This is a genomic window from Staphylococcus sp. Marseille-Q1834 (genome assembly GCF_916858875.1).
In the GTDB taxonomy this organism is placed as follows: Bacteria; Bacillota; Bacilli; order Staphylococcales; family Staphylococcaceae; genus Staphylococcus; species Staphylococcus pragensis.
In genome coordinates this window covers 1-19,142 of sequence record NZ_CAKASN010000002.1, presented here as the reverse complement: position 1 = coordinate 19,142, position 19,142 = coordinate 1, and the positions used below count along the sequence as shown (strand labels likewise).

Annotated in this window: 17 protein-coding genes; 1 reads left to right on the top strand and 16 read right to left on the bottom strand. The window is 33.9% G+C overall.

What is annotated here, in order from left to right; all coding sequences use genetic code 11:
* Positions 1 to 149 precede the first annotated feature (149 nt).
* Both rpoZ and gmk read right to left on the bottom strand, forming a co-directional pair.
* Positions 150 to 362: a DNA-directed RNA polymerase subunit omega gene (gene rpoZ / locus LIX58_RS09295; protein WP_103297890.1), complete on the bottom strand. Its 213-nt coding sequence runs from the start codon at positions 360 to 362 to the stop codon at positions 150 to 152.
* A complete protein-coding gene (gene gmk, locus LIX58_RS09290; RefSeq protein ID WP_126566534.1) occupies positions 362 to 985 on the bottom strand; it encodes a guanylate kinase in 624 nt (207 codons plus the stop codon). Before gmk ends, rpoZ begins: the two co-directional genes overlap by 1 nt.
* 158 nt (positions 986 to 1,143) lie before the next feature.
* Here gmk and LIX58_RS09285 point away from each other — a divergent pair, with 158 nt between their 5' ends.
* Positions 1,144 to 2,841 (top strand): NFACT family protein, encoded by a 1,698-nt coding sequence (locus tag LIX58_RS09285; RefSeq protein ID WP_154836656.1) that lies wholly within the window; start codon positions 1,144 to 1,146, stop codon positions 2,839 to 2,841.
* Positions 2,842 to 3,076: 235 nt separating this feature from the next.
* Here the strand turns inward: LIX58_RS09285 and LIX58_RS09280 are convergent, their stop codons facing one another.
* From LIX58_RS09280 to LIX58_RS09215, 14 genes are all read right to left on the bottom strand, one after another.
* A complete protein-coding gene (locus tag LIX58_RS09280; protein WP_126566528.1) occupies positions 3,077 to 3,481 on the bottom strand; it encodes a VOC family protein in 405 nt (134 codons plus the stop codon).
* A gap of 382 nt (positions 3,482 to 3,863) precedes the next feature.
* A complete protein-coding gene (locus tag LIX58_RS09275; protein WP_126566526.1) occupies positions 3,864 to 4,091 on the bottom strand; it encodes a hypothetical protein in 228 nt (75 codons plus the stop codon).
* Positions 4,092 to 4,120: 29 nt separating this feature from the next.
* Complete coding sequence (gene pyrE / locus LIX58_RS09270; protein WP_154836655.1) at positions 4,121 to 4,729, bottom strand: orotate phosphoribosyltransferase; 609 nt, start codon at positions 4,727 to 4,729, stop codon at positions 4,121 to 4,123.
* A 1-nt stretch (position 4,730) separates the two neighbouring features.
* A complete protein-coding gene (gene pyrF / locus LIX58_RS09265) occupies positions 4,731 to 5,423 on the bottom strand; it encodes an orotidine-5'-phosphate decarboxylase (protein ID WP_126566520.1) in 693 nt (230 codons plus the stop codon).
* 91 nt (positions 5,424 to 5,514) lie between these two features.
* A complete protein-coding gene (carB, locus tag LIX58_RS09260; RefSeq protein ID WP_226386285.1) occupies positions 5,515 to 8,688 on the bottom strand; it encodes a carbamoyl-phosphate synthase large subunit in 3,174 nt (1,057 codons plus the stop codon).
* The gene (locus LIX58_RS09255; protein WP_126566514.1) at positions 8,681 to 9,781 is read right to left on the bottom strand and encodes a carbamoyl phosphate synthase small subunit; all 1,101 of its coding nucleotides are present in this window, start codon (positions 9,779 to 9,781) and stop codon (positions 8,681 to 8,683) included. The genes carB and LIX58_RS09255 overlap by 8 nt, the downstream gene beginning before the upstream one ends.
* A gap of 1 nt (position 9,782) precedes the next feature.
* A complete protein-coding gene (locus LIX58_RS09250) occupies positions 9,783 to 11,057 on the bottom strand; it encodes a dihydroorotase (RefSeq protein WP_154836653.1) in 1,275 nt (424 codons plus the stop codon).
* A 3-nt stretch (positions 11,058 to 11,060) separates the two neighbouring features.
* Positions 11,061 to 11,954, bottom strand: a complete 894-nt coding sequence (locus LIX58_RS09245; protein ID WP_154836652.1) for an aspartate carbamoyltransferase catalytic subunit — start codon at positions 11,952 to 11,954, stop codon at positions 11,061 to 11,063.
* Positions 11,955 to 11,985: 31 nt separating this feature from the next.
* Positions 11,986 to 13,296, bottom strand: coding sequence for a uracil-xanthine permease family protein (locus tag LIX58_RS09240; RefSeq protein WP_126566511.1), 1,311 nt, complete (start codon positions 13,294 to 13,296; stop codon positions 11,986 to 11,988).
* Between the two features lie 246 nt (positions 13,297 to 13,542).
* Entirely contained in the window at positions 13,543 to 14,070 is a 528-nt protein-coding gene (gene pyrR, locus LIX58_RS09235; RefSeq protein ID WP_126566510.1) for a bifunctional pyr operon transcriptional regulator/uracil phosphoribosyltransferase PyrR, read from the bottom strand.
* Between the two features lie 837 nt (positions 14,071 to 14,907).
* A complete protein-coding gene (locus LIX58_RS09230; protein WP_154836651.1) occupies positions 14,908 to 15,825 on the bottom strand; it encodes an RluA family pseudouridine synthase in 918 nt (305 codons plus the stop codon).
* An 11-nt stretch (positions 15,826 to 15,836) separates the two neighbouring features.
* Positions 15,837 to 16,313 (bottom strand): signal peptidase II, encoded by a 477-nt coding sequence (gene lspA, locus LIX58_RS09225; RefSeq protein WP_126566505.1) that lies wholly within the window; start codon positions 16,311 to 16,313, stop codon positions 15,837 to 15,839.
* Positions 16,314 to 16,428: 115 nt separating this feature from the next.
* Positions 16,429 to 16,902: a CHAP domain-containing protein gene (locus tag LIX58_RS09220; protein WP_226386284.1), complete on the bottom strand. Its 474-nt coding sequence runs from the start codon at positions 16,900 to 16,902 to the stop codon at positions 16,429 to 16,431.
* A 438-nt stretch (positions 16,903 to 17,340) separates the two neighbouring features.
* Entirely contained in the window at positions 17,341 to 18,864 is a 1,524-nt protein-coding gene (locus tag LIX58_RS09215) for an NAD(P)H-binding protein (protein WP_226386283.1), read from the bottom strand.
* Positions 18,865 to 19,142 lie beyond the last annotated feature (278 nt).

The following is a 19,142-nucleotide window of genomic DNA, read 5'->3' as shown; positions in this document are numbered from 1 at the left end:
TCAATTATACACAAATCAATCGTATAATTAAAAACACACACCTTAATAAAATGAGTAGCTCATTTAATGTAAGGTGTGTGAATCTTATCTATGGTAGTCACATAAATTAATACAATCTTGTGAATTTAAAAATGCTTTAAACGTTAAACTTAAGCGTAAAAATCATCTGGATATTCAGGTTCAATTTTACCGTTAGCGATTTCTTCTAATGCTTGACCAACTGGTTTAGCTGAATGATAACCATTTAATAAAGCAGTTTCAGGTTTCTCATCTAATTCACGTGCACGCTTAGCTGCAGTCGTAGCAATTAAGTATTTTGAATTAATTTTTGATTGTAATTGATTTAAAGGTGGGTTTAACATTATTTTTTGGCCTCCAATAACATTTTTCTATATATAGCTTCTACGCGTTCTCTTTTTAAATGCTCCGCTTCAACGATTGATTGAATACGTTGTTTGGCTAAATCTACTTCATCATTAACAACAACATAATCGTAAAGATTCATCATTTCCACTTCTTTACGTGCTTCATTAACTCTGCTTTGAATTTTTTCATCAGATTCAGTGCCTCGCCCAACTAAACGTTCTCTCAAATGGTCTAGGCTTGGCGGTGCAAGGAAGATAAATAATGCATCAGGAAATTTCTTTCTTACTTGTTTAGCACCTTCTACTTCAATTTCTAAAAATACGTCATGACCAGCTTCCATCGTATCTTTAACATATTGAACAGGTGTTCCATAATAATTTCCTACATATTCGGCATATTCAATAAATTGATCTTCCTGAATTAACGCTTCGAATTCTTCTTTCGTTTTAAAAAAGTAATCTACACCATCAACTTCTCCTTCGCGCATATCACGTGTAGTCATTGAGATAGAGTACTTATATGATGTAGTTGGATCGTCAAATATTTCTTTACGAACAGTTCCTTTACCTACTCCTGAAGGACCTGAAAGAACAATTAGTAATCCTTTTTCATTATCCATGCCTTACGACCTCTCTAAGCTATTCTTCTATTATTTAAATATAATATCACATTGAGGATTGAATTGTATAGAGTATGAACGACAAACTTAACTCATGACTCTATGATTTTACCATGTTACAATATAATGAATGAAAATATTGAAGGTGGAAATTAATTATGGCATACGATGGCTTATTTACTAATAAAATAGTAGACTCATTACAATTTCTAGTTTCTGGTAGAATTCACAAAATTAATCAACCAGAAAATGACACAATAATTATGATTGTACGACAAAATCGTAAAAACCATCATTTATTGTTATCAATACATCCAAGCTTTTCAAGAATGCATTTAACTAATAAAAAATACGATAATCCGTTTGATCCACCTATGTTTGCACGTGTCTTCCGTAAACATTTAGAAGGTGGCATTGTGAAAGCAGTGCGTCAAATTGGAAATGACCGCCGTGTAGAGATTGATATTGAAAGTAAAGATGAAATTGGAGATACAATTTATCGTACCGTCATTCTTGAAATAATGGGTAAACACAGTAACCTCATTTTAGTAGATGACAATTATAAAATTATCGAAGGATTTAAACATTTAACACCTAATACTAACCAATATCGTACAGTAATGCCTGGTTTCCAATATGAAGCGCCTCCTACGCAAAATAAAATCAATCCGTTTGAAATGGATGGCCAAGAAGCGTTAAAACATATTGATTTTAATAGTGGTAAAATTGCAAAACAACTATTAACTACATTTGAGGGCTTTAGTCCTTTAATTACAAATGAAATTGTAGATCGTTATCAATTTATGACTTCTGAAACATTGCCTAAAGCATACGATGAAGTCATGGAACAAATACACCAGGAACCTGTACCCATTTTCCATAAAAATCATGAAACAGGTAAAGAAGATTTCTACTTTATGAAACTTAAACAATTCCAAGATGATGCCGTTATATATGATTCATTACATGAATTGTTAGACCGTTTCTATGATGCGCGTGGCGAACGAGAACGAGTGAAACAACGTGCGAATGATTTAGTGCGCTTTGTTCAACAGCAACTTCAAAAGCAACAACATAAGTTAAATAAATTGATTGAGGAATATGAAGGTGCGAAAGATAAAGATACGCAACAATTGTATGGGGAACTCATTACGGCTAATATCTACCGTATTAAACAAGGTGATGAGTCTATCACTGCACTTAATTACTATACTAATGAGGAAGTGACGATTCCTTTAAATCCAACGAAGTCTCCTTCAGTAAACGCACAGTATTATTATAAGCAGTATAACCGCATGAAAACGCGTGAACGAGAACTCGATCATCAAATTAAATTAACACGTGAAAACATTGATTATTTCGCTAATATTGAACAACAACTTGAACATATTACAGTGGATGAGATAGATGATATTAGAGATGAATTAGCTGAACAAGGCTTCATGAAACAGCGTAAAAATGTTAAAAAGAAGAAAAATGAAAAGATTCAACTACAAACGTATCTATCAACCGATGGAGATACGATATTAGTTGGTAAAAACAATAAACAAAATGATTATTTAACTAATCGTAAAGCTCAAAAATCTCATATTTGGTTCCATACGAAGGATATACCAGGCTCTCACGTGGTGATTTTAAATGACGCGCCTAGTGAGCAAACAATTAAAGAAGCGGCAATGTTAGCAGGTTACTTCTCTAAAGCCGGCAATTCTGGACAAATACCAGTGGACTATACAGAAATTCGAAATGTCCACAAACCTTCAGGTGCGAAACCTGGTTTTGTCACATATGATAACCAAAAAACACTCTATGCTACACCTGATTACGATAAAATCCAAAGTATGAAACAAAAATAAAAAATTGATTATCCACGTTATAAATTGCTTATAGCGTGGATAATTTTATTTTGATTGTAAAGCAGTTCTATAAGACGAAAATATTTATTCACTTATTCTGTAAATTATTTATCAACAATCTTTAAAACAAAAAGGCACTTTCGCATCATTTATTTATTGCTAAACAAAATTTGCGCAGTGCCTTATATCTTTCTATAGAATTATGTTATTAAGTACATTATATCAATCGTACACTTTATTTTTCTGGTAAAGCTAATTGGAAGCTCACACCAAACTTGTCTTGTACCCAAGCGAATTCTCTAAATGGTGGCATTGCTGTTTTTGGCATTAAAATAGCGCCTTCCTTTTTCAATCCGCTAAATAAACGTTCCATTTCCATCGCATTATCTACAGTGATATATAGTGAAATGGATGGATTCATAGGTAATTCTTCACCATTATTAGCGTCAATTGCCATAAATACTTGTCCATTCAACGTAAAGATAGAATGTTGTACTGTCCCTGGCACGCCTGGTCCTTCTTCTCCATATTTCACCATAGTTAAAATTTCACTATTTTCGAATAGGCTTGTATATAAATTAATTGCTTCTTCAGCTTGATTATTAAACATTAAAAATGTTGTTATTTTAGGTATTTCCATTATAATCCCCCTGCGTTTTCTTTATATTCATATTATTATTCTAAACTATTCATGAATAATTTAACAAAATTTCAATCTTACATAATACTTCCTAAAACTTATTTTTTTGACTTATTTTGTATTATCGTTACAATTAAAGAAAGTTAAATTGGAGGCTTTTTATAATGATGCATTTTGTTATTCCCCTATTATCTATGTGTATTGTGTTATTAATAGGATGGGTCTTAATTAAAATTTTTATTCGTTAATAATATTTTCTGATTACATTTAAACGCCATAAAAGGAATTCACTTAGTGGCGTTTTTTTATAACTAAAAAAATGGTACATACACGACTATATCTGTATTTAAACAGCTGTCGTGATATGTACCATTTTGTCTTTTTAAATTTCGCCTTTTTGGCGTAAAGATTCTTTTGCTTTTTTGAAAAAATCAATAGTATGTTCGAAAGCCTCCATACTTGTTTTGTTACTCTCATTGTGAATGCTTTCGATACTTTCATCAACCGTTAATCTCTGGTCTGGGGTTTTAAAATTAGTTTCACTATATAAAAAATCATTCACATGTCGCATCTTATTATAAAAATGATTTTTCTCTTTATCAGTAGTCAATATTCACTACCCCCTTTAGACATAGCTTATTATAAGTTGTCTCTCCAATCAACTAACGTTTGAATATCTTCTTCAGAAATTTTACCTTCTTCACGAGCTACTTCGATTAATTCATTATAGTTACTTAATGTATAGAAAGGTACGCCAATGTCCTTAAACATTTTATCTGCTTTAGCTAAACCATAAGTGAAAATAGCTACTACACCTACTACTTCTGCACCTGCTTCTTGTAAAGCTTCTACCGCAGTAATTGATGATCCACCAGTGGAAATTAAATCTTCAACCACTACTACTTTTTTACCTTTACTTTGAGCGCCCTCGATTTGATTTTGTTTACCATGACTTTTACTTTTAGAACGTACATAGTTCATCGGTAAAATTAATTTCTCAGAGATATAAGCAGCATGAGGAATACCAGCTGTCGCAGTACCTGAAACAACGTCAACGTGATCAAACTTATCAGTGATTAACTGGCTTAAGCCATCACGAATTGCTTCACGTACTTCAGGATAACCTAATGTTACACGGTTATCACAATAGATAGGTGATTTAATACCTGAACTCCATGTATATAAATCGTTTGGTGATAATGTAACTGCTTCAATATCTAATAAAGATTTCGCAATGTTTTTTGCCATTTTAACCTAACCAACTTTCTTTAATATTGTTATAACTTTCTACTGGATTTTGACTTTGTGTAATTGGACGTCCAACTACAATGTGCGTTGCCCCTAATTGTTTAGCATCTTCTGGTGTAGTAATCCTTTTTTGATCATTTACCGCTGCCCCTTGTGGTCTGATCCCTGGTGTTACTTTTAAAAAGTCTGAACCTAACTCATTTGTTAATAATTCCGCTTCAAGTGGTGAACATACGACACCGTCAAGTCCAGCTTTCTGTGTTAATGTCGCATAATTCAATACGGCTTCTTCAATTGATGTTTGAATATTTTGTTCGTTATGCAACATCTCTTCAGTAGTAGAAGTTAACTGAGTTACCGCTATAATCTTTGTGTCTTTACTATATTTACGTAAACCACGTATAGCTGCCTCCATCATTTGTGTACCGCCAGCAGCATGCACATTAACTAAATCTACATCAAGTTTACCTAAGCCTTCCATTGCTTTCTCCACGGTGTTGGGAATATCGTGCAACTTAAGGTCTAGAAAGATATCATGTCCACGTGATTTAATCGTTTTAATTAAGTCTGGTCCTTCTTGATAAAATAATTCCATGCCAATTTTCACAAATAATGGTTCATCAAATTGATCAAGAAACGTGTTTACTTTATCCGCAGATTCAAAATCTAAAGCGATAATAGGTAAATCCTTCATTTATAAAGCTCCTTTTGAAAATGAACGACGAAAACAGTTTAAGGTTTGTAAAGTCCAAACCTTATTCTGCTTTGTCGTTCTTACTGATTATTTACATATTTCTCATTGTGAATGTCATGCTTTCAATCACATTTGTCAATGCGCTTGCAGTGTCTAATGACGTTAAGCAAGGTACACCATTTTCTACAGTAGTACGACGGATTTGGAAACCATCTCTTTCTACTTCTTTACCTTTTGTCATTGTATTAATTACAATTTGTACCTCTCCATTTTGAATGCGTGTTAGTAAATCATCTTCTCCACCGATTTTACCTACGACTTCAACTGGAATGTGTTGTTCTTTTAATTTTTCAGCTGTACCTTCTGTAGCTAAGATTTTATAGCCTACTTCATTTAAGCGATGTGCTATTTTAACAATTTCTTCTTTATCTTTATCGCTTACTGTCATTAATACAGTACCGTGATCTTTGACTTCTACACCACTACCAGTTAAGCCTTTATATAAAGCTTTTTCTAATGTCATGTCTTTACCCATAACTTCACCGGTAGATTTCATTTCAGGTCCAAGCGTCACATCTACATTTTTTAATTTATTGAAGCTGAATACTGGTGCTTTAACATATACGCCTTCTGAATAAGGTTGCATCCCTTGTTTGTAACCTAAATCTTTCAACTTAGTTCCCATAATTCCTTGCATTGCTAATTGTGCCATTTGAATATCAGTGATTTTACTTAAGAATGGCACTGTACGACTAGCACGTGGGTTCACTTCTAATACATAGACACCATCATGTGCGATTACGAATTGAATATTAATTAAACCTACAATGTTTAAACCTTTAGCCAATTTGATTGTGTAGTCTTCTAGAGTATCAATATCTTCTTGGCTTAATGTTTGTGGTGGATAAACTGCGATTGAGTCACCACTATGCACACCTGCACGTTCGATATGTTCCATGATACCAGGGATAATCACTGTTTCGCCGTCTGAAATCGCGTCTACTTCGATTTCTTTACCTGTTAAATATCTATCCACTAGTACAGGATGCTCTGGACTCGCTTTAACCGCTTGTTCCATATAGTTTTCTAATTCTGCATCGCTATTTACGATTTCCATTGCACGTCCACCTAAAACGTATGATGGGCGTACTACCACTGGATAGCCAATTTCACGGGCATTTTCAAGCGCTTCCTTAGGAGAAGTCGCTGTCTTACCTTTAGGTTGTGGCACATCAATCTTACGTAATAACGCTTCGAATTCTTTTCTATCTTCTGCACGATTTAAATCTTCTAATGTTGTACCTAAGATTTGAACACCATGTTTTGCTAATTTATCAGCCAAGTTGATTGCTGTTTGACCACCAAATTGTACAACCACACCTTTAGGCTGTTCTAAATTAATAATGTTCATTACATCTTCTTCAGTTAATGGTTCGAAGTATAATTTATCTGAAATTGAAAAGTCTGTTGAAACTGTTTCAGGGTTATTATTCACGATAATTGCTTCATATCCAGCATTTTGAATAGCCCATACGGCATGTACAGTAGCATAGTCAAATTCTACCCCTTGTCCAATACGGATTGGACCTGAACCAAGTACTAAGATTTTTTCTTTATCAGTAACAATTGATTCGTTTTCAGTTTCGTACGTACCATAATAATAAGGTGTAGCAGATTCAAATTCTGCGGCACATGTATCTACCATTTTATATACTGGCTTAATATTATTATCTTGGCGTAATTGATATACTTCTTCTTCTGTCATGCCAAAGCGGTGTGCGATTACTTTATCACTGAAACCATAGTCTTTAGCATATTTAAGATATTCTAAATCACCAGGATGCGCTTTTAATTCGTGTTCAATGTTAATGATATTTTGAAATTTATTTAAGAAGAAATAGTCGATTTGAGTCATGTTATGAATTTCTTCTAATGTTGTACCACGACGAATGGCTTCACCAATGAAGAATAAACGTTCATCATCTTGATGACCAATACGTTCTTTAATGTAGTCTAAGTCAAAACTTTCACCATTTGGTAAGCCTAAATGATGTACACCGTATTCTAATGAACGAATTGCTTTTAGTAATGATTCCTCATAAGTACGTCCAATCGCCATAACTTCACCGGTAGCTTTCATTTGTGTACCCAATTCTCGTTCACCTTTTTCAAATTTATCAAATGGGAAACGAGGAATCTTAGAAATAACGTAGTCTAATGCTGGTTCAAAGGCAGCATAAGATGTGCCAGTTACTGGGTTTAACATTTCATCTAACGTTAATCCTACTGCGATTTTAGCCGCTAGTTTAGCAATTGGGTAACCAGTTGCTTTAGACGCAAGTGCTGATGAACGTGATACACGTGGGTTAACTTCGATAATATAGTAATTTAAAGAGTGTGGATCTAAAGCTAATTGAACGTTACATCCACCTTCAATACCTAATGCTCTGATTACTTTAAGTGATACATCACGTAACATTTGATATTCAACATCAGATAGCGTTTGGCTTGGTGCTACTACAATTGAGTCACCAGTATGGATACCGACTGGGTCGATATTTTCCATATTACATACAACAATCGCGTTGTCATTTTTATCACGCATTACTTCGTATTCGATTTCTTTATAACCTGCGATTGATTTTTCAATTAAACATTGTGTAGCAGGACTGTAGTGTAAACCATTACTAACTACTTCTTTTAATTCTGCATCGTTATGGCAAATACCGCCTCCAGTACCACCCATTGTAAAGGCTGGACGTACAATTAATGGATAGCCTACTTCATCTTTAAAAGCAAAAGCTTGTTCTACTGTATTTACAATATCACTCTCAGGTACAGGCACGTTTAAGTCATTCATTAATGATCTAAACAATTCTCTGTCTTCTGCTTGTTGAATTGATTTAAGTTCAGTACCTAATAGTTTTACATTATTTGCTTCTAATACACCGCTATCATGTAATTGAATCGCCATGTTTAATCCCGTTTGACCACCTAATGTTGGTAGTAATGCATCGGGTTGTTCTTTTCGGATAATACGAGCAATAAAGTCATGTGTTAACGGTTCGATATAAACTTTATCTGCAATTTCTTTATCTGTCATAATTGTGGCAGGATTTGAGTTAACTAAAATTACACGATAACCCTCTTCTTTAAGTGCTAAGCACGCTTGTGTACCAGCGTAATCAAATTCTGCAGCTTGTCCAATAATAATCGGACCTGATCCAATCACTAGAATCGTTTGAATATCGTCACGTTTAGGCATTTGCTTTTTTCTCCTTTTCTTTAAATTCTTTCATCATTGTCATAAATTCATCGAATAAGTAATTCGAATCACTTGGGCCTGGTCTAGCCTCAGGATGATATTGTACTGAGAATGCAGGTAATGTTTTATGTCTTAACCCTTCTACTGTGCCATCATTTAATGCAATATGCGTAACTTCTAACTCTGTATTTGCTAATGAATCTTTATCAATCGCATACCCATGGTTTTGGCTAGTAATATCTACTTTACCAGTACGCAAGTCTTTAACCGGATGGTTCGCACCACGGTGACCAAATTTCATCTTAAATGATGTCGCACCTTGAGATAATGCGAATAATTGATGGCCTAGACAAATACCAAAGAATGGAATTTTACCTAAAATACCATTAATCATATCTAATGCTACATCTACTTCATCTGGATCCCCAGGGCCGTTGGATAACATTACACCATCTGGAGCCATTGCTAAAATTTCTTCTGCTGACGTATCATATGGTACAACAGTTACGTTACACCCTCTTGAATTTAATTCACGCACAATGTTTTGTTTCTTACCAAAGTCTAATAACACAACGCTTAAGTCTGAACCAGTTGAAACGTATGGCGTTTTTGTTGAAACTGTCGTCACTTCATCGCGAGGTAACTCCGCTGTTTTTAAGCTTTCAGCTAATTGTTCAATTTCTTCTTTATTATCAGTGAATCCAGCTTTTAATACACCATGTTGTCTGATTTTACGTGTAATACTACGTGTATCTACGCCTGAAATTCCTGGAATCTTGTATTGTTCAAGTACTTCATGTAATGTTTTTTGCTTTCTAAAATTACTTGGGTGAGTACTTGCTTCTTTCACTACTACACCATTTAATGTAGGTGTTAATGATTCAAAATCATCCCTATTAATCCCATAATTTCCAATTAATGGGTAAGTAAAGGTCACGATTTGACCTGTATAAGATGGGTCAGAAATTGTTTCTTGATAACCAGTCATTGCTGTGTTGAATACAATCTCACCAATAGATAATTCATCTGATCCTAATTTATAACCTTCATAAAATGTCCCATCTTCTAATACAAGATAACGTCGTTCAAGCATTTTACTTATCCTCCTTAAATTTAACTTCGCCTTCAACCATTGTTAATACTGGATTACCGTATACTTTATACCCAATGAATGGTGTGTTATCTGCTTTAGATAAAAAGTCTTCGCCTCTGATTTCGCGTTCTTCATCTAAGTTAATAATTGTTAAGTCAGCAAAGCTTCCTTCTTCTAATCTACCATATGGTAAATTGAATGTTTCGGCAGGTTTAATAGTTAAATAATCAACTAATTGTTGAAGTGTCCAGTCTCCATTTTTCACAAAGTGTGTGTATAATAATGGGAATGCTGTTTCACTACCCACAATACCGAATGGTGCTTTCGTCATCGGTTGTGCTTTTTCCTCTTTAGCATGAGGCGCATGGTCTGTTGCGATACAATCGATTGTACCATCTAGTAAACCTTCTAATAACGCTTCTCTGTCTTCTTTACTTCTTAAAGGCGGATTCATTTTGAAAATGGCATCATCACCTGGTACATCATCTTCTGTTAGTAATAAGTGATGAGGTGTTACTTCTGCTGTAACATGGATGCCTGCTGCTTTAGCATCACGAATTGCTCTAACACTTTCTTTAGTAGAAACGTGACATACATGGTAGTGACAGTCTGCAGCTTCTGCTAATAACACATCTCTAGCAATTTGTACCGCTTCACAAATATTAGGAATACCAGGAATACCTAATTCTTCACTACGTTTACCTTGATGCATCGCACCACCGTAGATTAAACTGTTATCTTCACAATGGGCCACTACAGCTTTGTTTACTTTAGCAGCTTGTTGCATCGCTTCATACATCATAGCAGCTTCTTGCACACCTACACCATCATCAGTGAAAGCGAAAGCACCTTCTTTAGCTAAAGCTTCAAAATCTACATGTTCTTTACCTGCTTCTCGTACTGTAATTGAAGCGTATGGTAAAACACGTACTTGAGCATTTTCTTTAATAAGTTTATTTAAACGGCCCATGTTTTCAACTGAATCCGGTACAGGACGCGTATTAGGCATTGGACATACTGTAGTGAAACCACCACGAGCTGCCGCTTTCGTACCAGTTTCAATTGTTTCTTTATGTTCACCGCCTGGCTCACGTAAGTGTACATGTACGTCTACAAATCCAGGTGCCACGAATTGGCCTTGTGCATCAATTACTTCAACATCATCGCTTACTTCAATTGAGTTGTTAATTTCTTTGATATGTTGTCCATCAATTAATATTGAAACCTGTTTTAGTTCACCGTTATCTAAAATTTGAGCGTTTTTAATTAATTTCATTCTTTACTCCCCTTTTCCTGATAAAAGTTTATTAATGACTGCCATTCTTAAATACATACCGTTAGTCATTTGTTTGAAAATGCGTGCTTTCGGTGCTTCAACTAATTCTGAATCAATTTCTACACCTCTATTAACTGGTGCTGGATGCATTACAATCGCATTATCTTTTAATTTGTCATAACGTTCTGTCGTTAAACCATATTTCTCATGGTATTCATTTGCTTCAAAATTCGCTTCACCTGTTATACCGTGTCTTTCATGTTGCACACGTAATAACATCACTATATCTACTTGATCAATCACATCATCAATTTGAACATATGGTGCATCTAGTGAGTCATCCACCCACTCATCTGGACTTGAGAACATCACTTCAGCACCTAGTGCTGTTAAGCTAGTGTAATTACTTCTAGCTACACGAGAGTTTTTAATATCACCACAAATTAACACTTTTAAACCTTCAAATGAACCATATTCTTCATAAATTGTCATGATATCCAATAAACTTTGTGTAGGATGCTGACCACTTCCGTCTCCTGCATTTGCAATCGGAATATTAAGGTTCTCTAATTCTTCGTAATATGCATTTTGTGAATGTCTAATGACTAATAAATTCACACCGATGCTTTCTAACGTTTTACATGTATCGTACAATGATTCACCTTTTTGAACAGAAGAAGTGCTTGTTTCAAAGTTAACTTCTTTTAATCCAAGTTTTTGTTCTGCAACTTGGAAGCTACATTTTGTACGGGTTGAATTTTCGAAGAATAAGTTTGATACAAATTGACCTTCATATTGTGGTAATGCTTGTTCACCGGATTTATAAGCGATAGCTGTTTGAATTAAATCGTAAATGTCCTCATTTGATAAGTGTTCCATAGATAATAAGTTCTTCATAAAGCGCCTCCTGATAAATAATCTATTTAAATTAATGTTTTGGTTCTTCTTTTTCTTTTGGCAAAATTAAATTTAAGATAATACCTGAAAGTGCTGCTAACGCCATACCTTCAATTTGAAGATTAATGCCGAGTCCTTTTAAGTTGATAAGTAAATTACCAATACCAACTACTAAGACAACTGACGCGATAACTAAGTTACGGTTGTTTGAGAAATCAATGTTACTTTCAACTAACATTCTTAAACCACTTGCTGCGATAATACCGAAGAGTAAGATAGAAACGCCACCCATGACTGGTGTAGGTATTGATGAAACAAGGGCTGAGAATTTACCGATAAATGAAAGAACAATCGCAATGACTGCTGCGCCTCCAATCACATAAATACTGTAAATTCTTGTGATGGCTAACACGCCGATATTCTCACCGTATGTTGTACTTGGCGGCCCACCAATGATGCTCGCGAACATTGTTGATACCCCGTCACCAATAATCGAACGGTGTAGTCCTGGGTCTTCAAAGAAATTACGTCCAACGATTTTATTAATAACCATTTGGTGACCGATGTGTTCACTTACCGTCACAAATACGATAGGTAACATTACCAAGATTAAACCTATATGAATAGATGGAATATAATCTTTAAATGGTAAGTAGATGTGTGGGAAATCAATCCAACTTGCTTTTGCAATAGGTGCGAAATTAACAATTCCCATAAAGATAGCTACAATGTAACCTACTATAATACCGATAAGCACTGGAATAAGTGATAAGAACCCTTTAAAGAAACCTTGTACGATAATCGTTACTAATAATGTGATTAAGGCAACAACTAAATAACTTAAGTTATAGCCTTTCATTTCACCTGAGTTTTCAAACATTGCCATGTTCACTGCTGTTGGCGCTAAACTCAAGCCGATAACCATGATGACTGGACCAACTACTACTGGTGGTAATAAATGCATTAACCAACCTGTACCACTGATTTTGATTAAAATACCAATAATGATGTACATCACACCACTAGCGAATAAAGCAACTAACATATCGCCTAAGCTATGTGTGCTTAACCCTGTGATAATTGGCGTTATAAATGCAAAGCTTGAGCCAAGATAGGCTGGAATTTTAGCTTTTGTTATTAGAATGTAAAGTAATGTTCCTATTCCTGAAGCTAGCAATGCTGCCGAGATTGGCAAACCTGTTAGAAATGGTACTAATACCGTCGAGCCAAACATAGCAAATAAATGTTGTAAGCTAAGTAATGCCCATTGCGAAGGTTTCGGTTTATCTTTCACATCTAACACCGGTTTAACGGTGCGTTCAAACATTTGATCATTTTCCATCTTTTTTCTTCCCTTCTATAAAAAAAGTCTCTTTACATTTGTGAATGTAAAGAGACTAAAAAATTGGTACTCATTTAAATAGATAAAACGAAATTGATCATTAATATTATCTGTTAAGTACGTGATAAAGCATTTAATTACTGTGAGTGTAGGGGCAATTTAATTACTTATTTGATATTATCGATTTACATGCTCACCATTAAATACTTCACCTTTTTCAGTCTCTCGTACTGATTTAAAAGGTCTTTATTCAATTACTACTGCGTTACGTGAATCCTTTTCATCTAAATAAACTGAAACGGCTTCATTTTTAGCAGTTGGAATATTCTTTCCTACAAAATCTGCTCTAATTGGCAATTCACGGTGCCCTCGATCAACGAGTGCTGCTAAGCCAATTTTATTTGGTCGAGAATGTAATAATATTGCATCTAATGAAGCTCTGACTGTACGTCCAGTATAAAGAACATCGTCGATAATGATGACAACTTTATCTGTGATGTCAGCCTCAATGTCTATAGCTTCTTTAGTAATTTGTTTGTTTGTGATTTCAATATCATCTCTGAAATGCGTAATGTCAATCGTACCGGTTGGAACATTTTTTTGCTCAATTTGATTAATTTTATTTTGAATGCGTCGTGCTAGGAATTCGCCTCTCGTTTTAATTCCGAGTAATACAAGGTTTTCAGTACCTTTATTGTATTCAAGAATTTCATGCGCAATGCGTGTAACTGTTCTTTTAATTGCAGCATCATCCATAATGATACGTTCTGACATTATCTCACCTCTTAAAATATAAAAACCCTCATGTCTTTAATCAAAGACACGAGGGTTTATTTATATACAAATATGTAATATTTATACTATTACATATTAAAAGTTTCAGTTCATAAAACATATCAACCTAACATCGATGCTATGTTTTAATTTAGTATATAATTATTCTCTCTGTCTTTGAAGCCTCTCTGGACTCTCACTTAAAGACATAACGTTTTCTTATTTGAACTGTTATTAGCTTAATGCTTTTTTGAAAATAAGTCAATGCAAAATTAAAAAAAGATACACTCTTAAACTGAAAAAATTCAAAAACATAGTTCTTAGATAGATAGTCACTCACTCTGTTGTGATGCTTGCCTAGGGGCTGAGTTGTAAAGAAATTCTTAGATGAACATTCACTTATTTTTGTTGCGACGCTTTCTTGCGGGAAAGGCTCAAGCCTGTAATCATGTAAAATAGTTCTTTGATTTTAATCATTAGAACTATTTACTTAAGTGTCTAAACACTTAAGTTCCTTCCCCAGCTTGCATTGCTTGTAGATTTTCTTATTGAAAATCTCTTTGCTGGGGCCCCGCGCGCAACAACACTCGTAGTTCATCTCTAGAATTTCTTACCTAAGTGCTTTAGCACTTAGGTTCATTAATAATCAACATAGGCGTCACACAGTGTCATTCGTTATTCACCTTAGAACTACTTACGTTCATTGACATTCATATATATACACAAAGATCTCAAAATGAAGTTAAAATCATATTAATTAAAAAGAGACAATTTCTATATTATTACAATAGAAATTGTCTCATGAACTTCTTCAAGAATTTTATATTCCTAGTTATATTACGCTTCTCTTAAGCGAATTTCTTCTAATAAATCTTTAAATTCTTGTGGTAAGTCAGCTTGGCGTTCAATGTATTCATGTGTCACAGGATGTTCGAAACCAATGACACCTGCATGTAATGCTTGACCACCGATATCAAGTGTTTTTCTAGGACCATATTTAGGGTCGCCAACTAATGGGAAACCTATATATTTCATGTGCACACGAATTTGATGTGTACGCCCTGTTTCTAATTGACATTCAATTAATGTGTAGTCATTGAAATGCTCTAATACATTAAAATGTGTTACAGCATCTTTACCATTATCAACTACATCCATAGATTGGCGATCTTTTTCGTTACGACCAATAGGTGCATCAATCGTGCCATAATCATGTGGAATATTACCATGAACTAACGCTGTATATTTACGTTTAACTGTTTTATCCATAAGTTGTTCCACTAGTCCACGGTGGGCAATATCATTTTTAGCAACCATTAATAACCCTGACGTATCTTTATCGATACGGTGCACAATACCTGGACGAATTTCTCCATTAATACCTGATAAATCTTTAATTTGATACATTAACCCATTAACTAAAGTACCTGTATAGTGACCTGGTGATGGATGAACTACCATACCTTTAGGTTTATATACAATAGCTACATCTTCATCTTCATAATAGATATCTAAGTTTAAATTCTCAGGTTGAATATCCGCTTCAACGACTTCTTTTTCAGTCACAACTATGTCATCATTCATTTTAACTTTATAATTTGATTTAATGACTTTACCATTAACTGTTACAAGTTCTTCTTTAATCCAATCTTGAATTTGGCTTCGAGACCATTCTCCATTGAAATCAGAAAGTAATTTATCAATTCGTTGTCCAACGAGTTCATTATTATCTATCTTATACTCATGTGTTTCCAACTTATAACCTCCTATCTGTTTGATGTGGCATCTTTGATTAAAGCAATGATGACTAATACTACGCCTATAGTTAAGCTTGAATCTGCGACGTTAAATATTGGAAAAGCATATCCAAAAATATTTGTATCAATAAAGTCTACTACCTCACCATTAAGTAAACGATCAATGAAATTACCTAATGCACCTGCAAATAATAGACTAATCGCTACTTGCATAAATAAATTGTGCTTAGCTTCTTTGATATAAAATAATACAAGCACCACTAAAATGATTAGTGTAATAATGTAAAAGAATCCCATTTTACCACTTAAGATTCCCCATGCTGCACCATTGTTTCTATGAGACGTTATATTTAAGAAATTAGGAATGACTTCATAAGAATCTCCAATATTCATCGTCATCGCGATTATGCGTTTCGTTAATTGGTCAATGACTAAAATAGCAATCGCTACTATAAGTGAAACACCAATATAATATTTCTTTTTCATTCACGTGCCTCCATTCACACCTCAATGCTTTGACAACACTCTACATTATAGCCTAATAAACTTTATAAAAAAAGCTACAGTTACAATCTCAAACGATTTAAATTATTATCATCTATTACGTTTTAGCATTATTTTTAGGATGAATATAATTATAATCTTTTACTTCATAAGTACCGATGTGTCTCGTCGTTACTTCATAAGGCTTTCTATAATTCATATCAGACACTGTAAGTGAACCATTGTCATTTACTTTTTCTACATAGGCAACATGACCGTGCTCACCTTCAGAGGTTTGCAATATTGAACCTGCTTTAGGAGATTCATCCACTTTGTAACCCTCATTCTCAGCTTTAGATGCCCAATACTTAGCATCACCCCATTTGTTGTTAATCATATTCCCGTCTTGACGAATACGATCGAAAGCATAATACGTACACTGTCCTTTAACGTAAGTGTTAAATTTCATTGGGTTACTTTGCCAAAAGTGAATGGTCGGTTCTGTCATATCTTGATTATCTACACCGTCATAAAGCGCGTCCCCAGTTAAAAGCGCACTTCCAACTACAATTATTAATAAAAATTTTTTCATTCTATCACGCTACTTCTATAAAATTAAATTAGAATAAGAATTTATTGGGCTCTTTCATCTTCAAATAAGTAATTTGAGGATATTAAATATTGATTAGTATTTAACAATAAGTAGAATTATTCTCGTCATATTTTAAAATAGATAATTATGAGTGAATTGCATAATGGTAGCATTGGGCAGAAGCTAATAAAAGAGAGAAATTGTCTAAGGAAGCTATTTGTTCTAAACCAAAGTATTCTATGAAATCATCTTCTACTTACGTACTTCATAATCACTTACATGAGATTATTCGTTTAGATTTACTACAAAATATCAACTATTTTACCAATTATATATGTAGTTTGCAATTTATTAGTTTATTATTTTCAAATTTTATACAAAAAGGCCAATTCACTGAATCAATTTAATCAGTGAATTGACCTATCAGTGATACTTATATTATTTTCTAAAGCTATTATAAATTTTAGCACCTACAAATGCACCCACAATAGCGCCTGTCGTCATGACTAAATTGCTTACAAATTTTTCTGATTGAGACGACTGTTGTTTTTCTTCCTCTTCTTCAGCTAAATGATTCATATGTTTCATGAAAACATCCATTACAGCTTTATGAGCATTCGCTTGTGTGAATTTGTAAATCGCCCATGGTAACGTTGGTTCATATTCTTGAAGAGCAATTAAACCTTCATTAGTATCTAAAATACGTCTAAATTCAAATCTAGCATTTCCACCATCTCGAGCTAAGGCAAGATCGCCACCTACGATTCTATAAACAATCATTTCATTTGTAGAATCGTGTTCATCTCTTTCCATTTTCAAAATGAATTTATTAATTAGCGGTAAACGAATATTGAATTCATATTCATTAATATTACCGTTAACTAAGTGCAATGTAATGTCATTAATAAATTTTGCGTATTCTTGAGCTACATCACGCATTGAATAACTTTCAGGTATTTTAAATCGTGTAATTGCGCGAACATCTTTGATATCTTCTTTTTTATCTTTATTGTTTGAATTGTTAGATTTAGATTGCTTACTTTTTTTCACTTGTCCTTGCTTTTCTTCTTCTCTTAAAGCTTTTTTCACACTATCTTCGTAATCAATCTTTCCAATTGAAAGTTCAGGATGCACACGATGAGGTTGTGGAATCATATCGTGCACTAAACTATTCATTAAAGGATATACCATTTCTTTTGGTACTTGTGATATTAACTGTACCCAATAACGACTTGCCCAAATAGGAATGATAGGTAAATCTAATATAGGCAAAGGTTTATCTAATACGTTAGCTGTACGCTTAATTAATTCTTTATAGTTCATCACTTCTGGACCAGTTATATCAAATGCTTCATTTTCATCTGGTGAACGGTCTACTAACGCTGCTAATTTTTCAATGACATCTTCGATAGCTACTGGGGCAATCATATGGTAGGCCCAGTTAGGAAGAATCATTGCTGGTAAACGATCTACTAATCTTTTTAAAATAGGATATGAACTACCTTTGGCACCAATAATTAAACCTGCACGTAATGTACTTACTGGAATACCATATGAACTAAGAATTTTTTCACATTCTAAGCGGCTACGTAAATGAGGTGATAGATTATTTTCATCAGGAATGATACCGCTCATGAAAACAATATGTTTTACACCCTGTGCTTTAGCAGCACGTGCAAAGTTATCTGCAAGCAATGCGTCCATATCTTCGAAATTGGCTTGTGTTAATTTGGCACTTGGCATCATAGAATGTACTAGGTATACTGCTGTATCGATGCCTTCCATCACTTCTGTAATTTCATCTAAATCGAATAAATCTGCTGATTTCCAAGTAATATTCTTTTCATCTTCTTTATTATCAGCATGACGCGAAATTGCTATTATTTCATGATCTTCTTTTAATAATTCTTTTAAGTGACCCCCGATATAACCCGAAGCCCCTGTTAATAATACTTTACCCATAATGCCACTCCTTTTATCTTTTATATTCAATTAATTACTCTTTTTTGAAAGCGTTTAAATTTGGTTATAAAATGTAATATCCCTTTAAAACTACTATCAAACATTAAACATTAATTTAATTAAATGAAATAAAATTTATTTTTTTCTAAAGTAAGTTGTAGTACTAAATAATGGCTCTACGTCAAATCGGACTGATGAGTCCTAATATTGAGATTAAGCAACCTTAGGTTGTTTAATCTCTTTTTTTGTTGTTGAGGCAAATAGTCGCGAAGTTATAA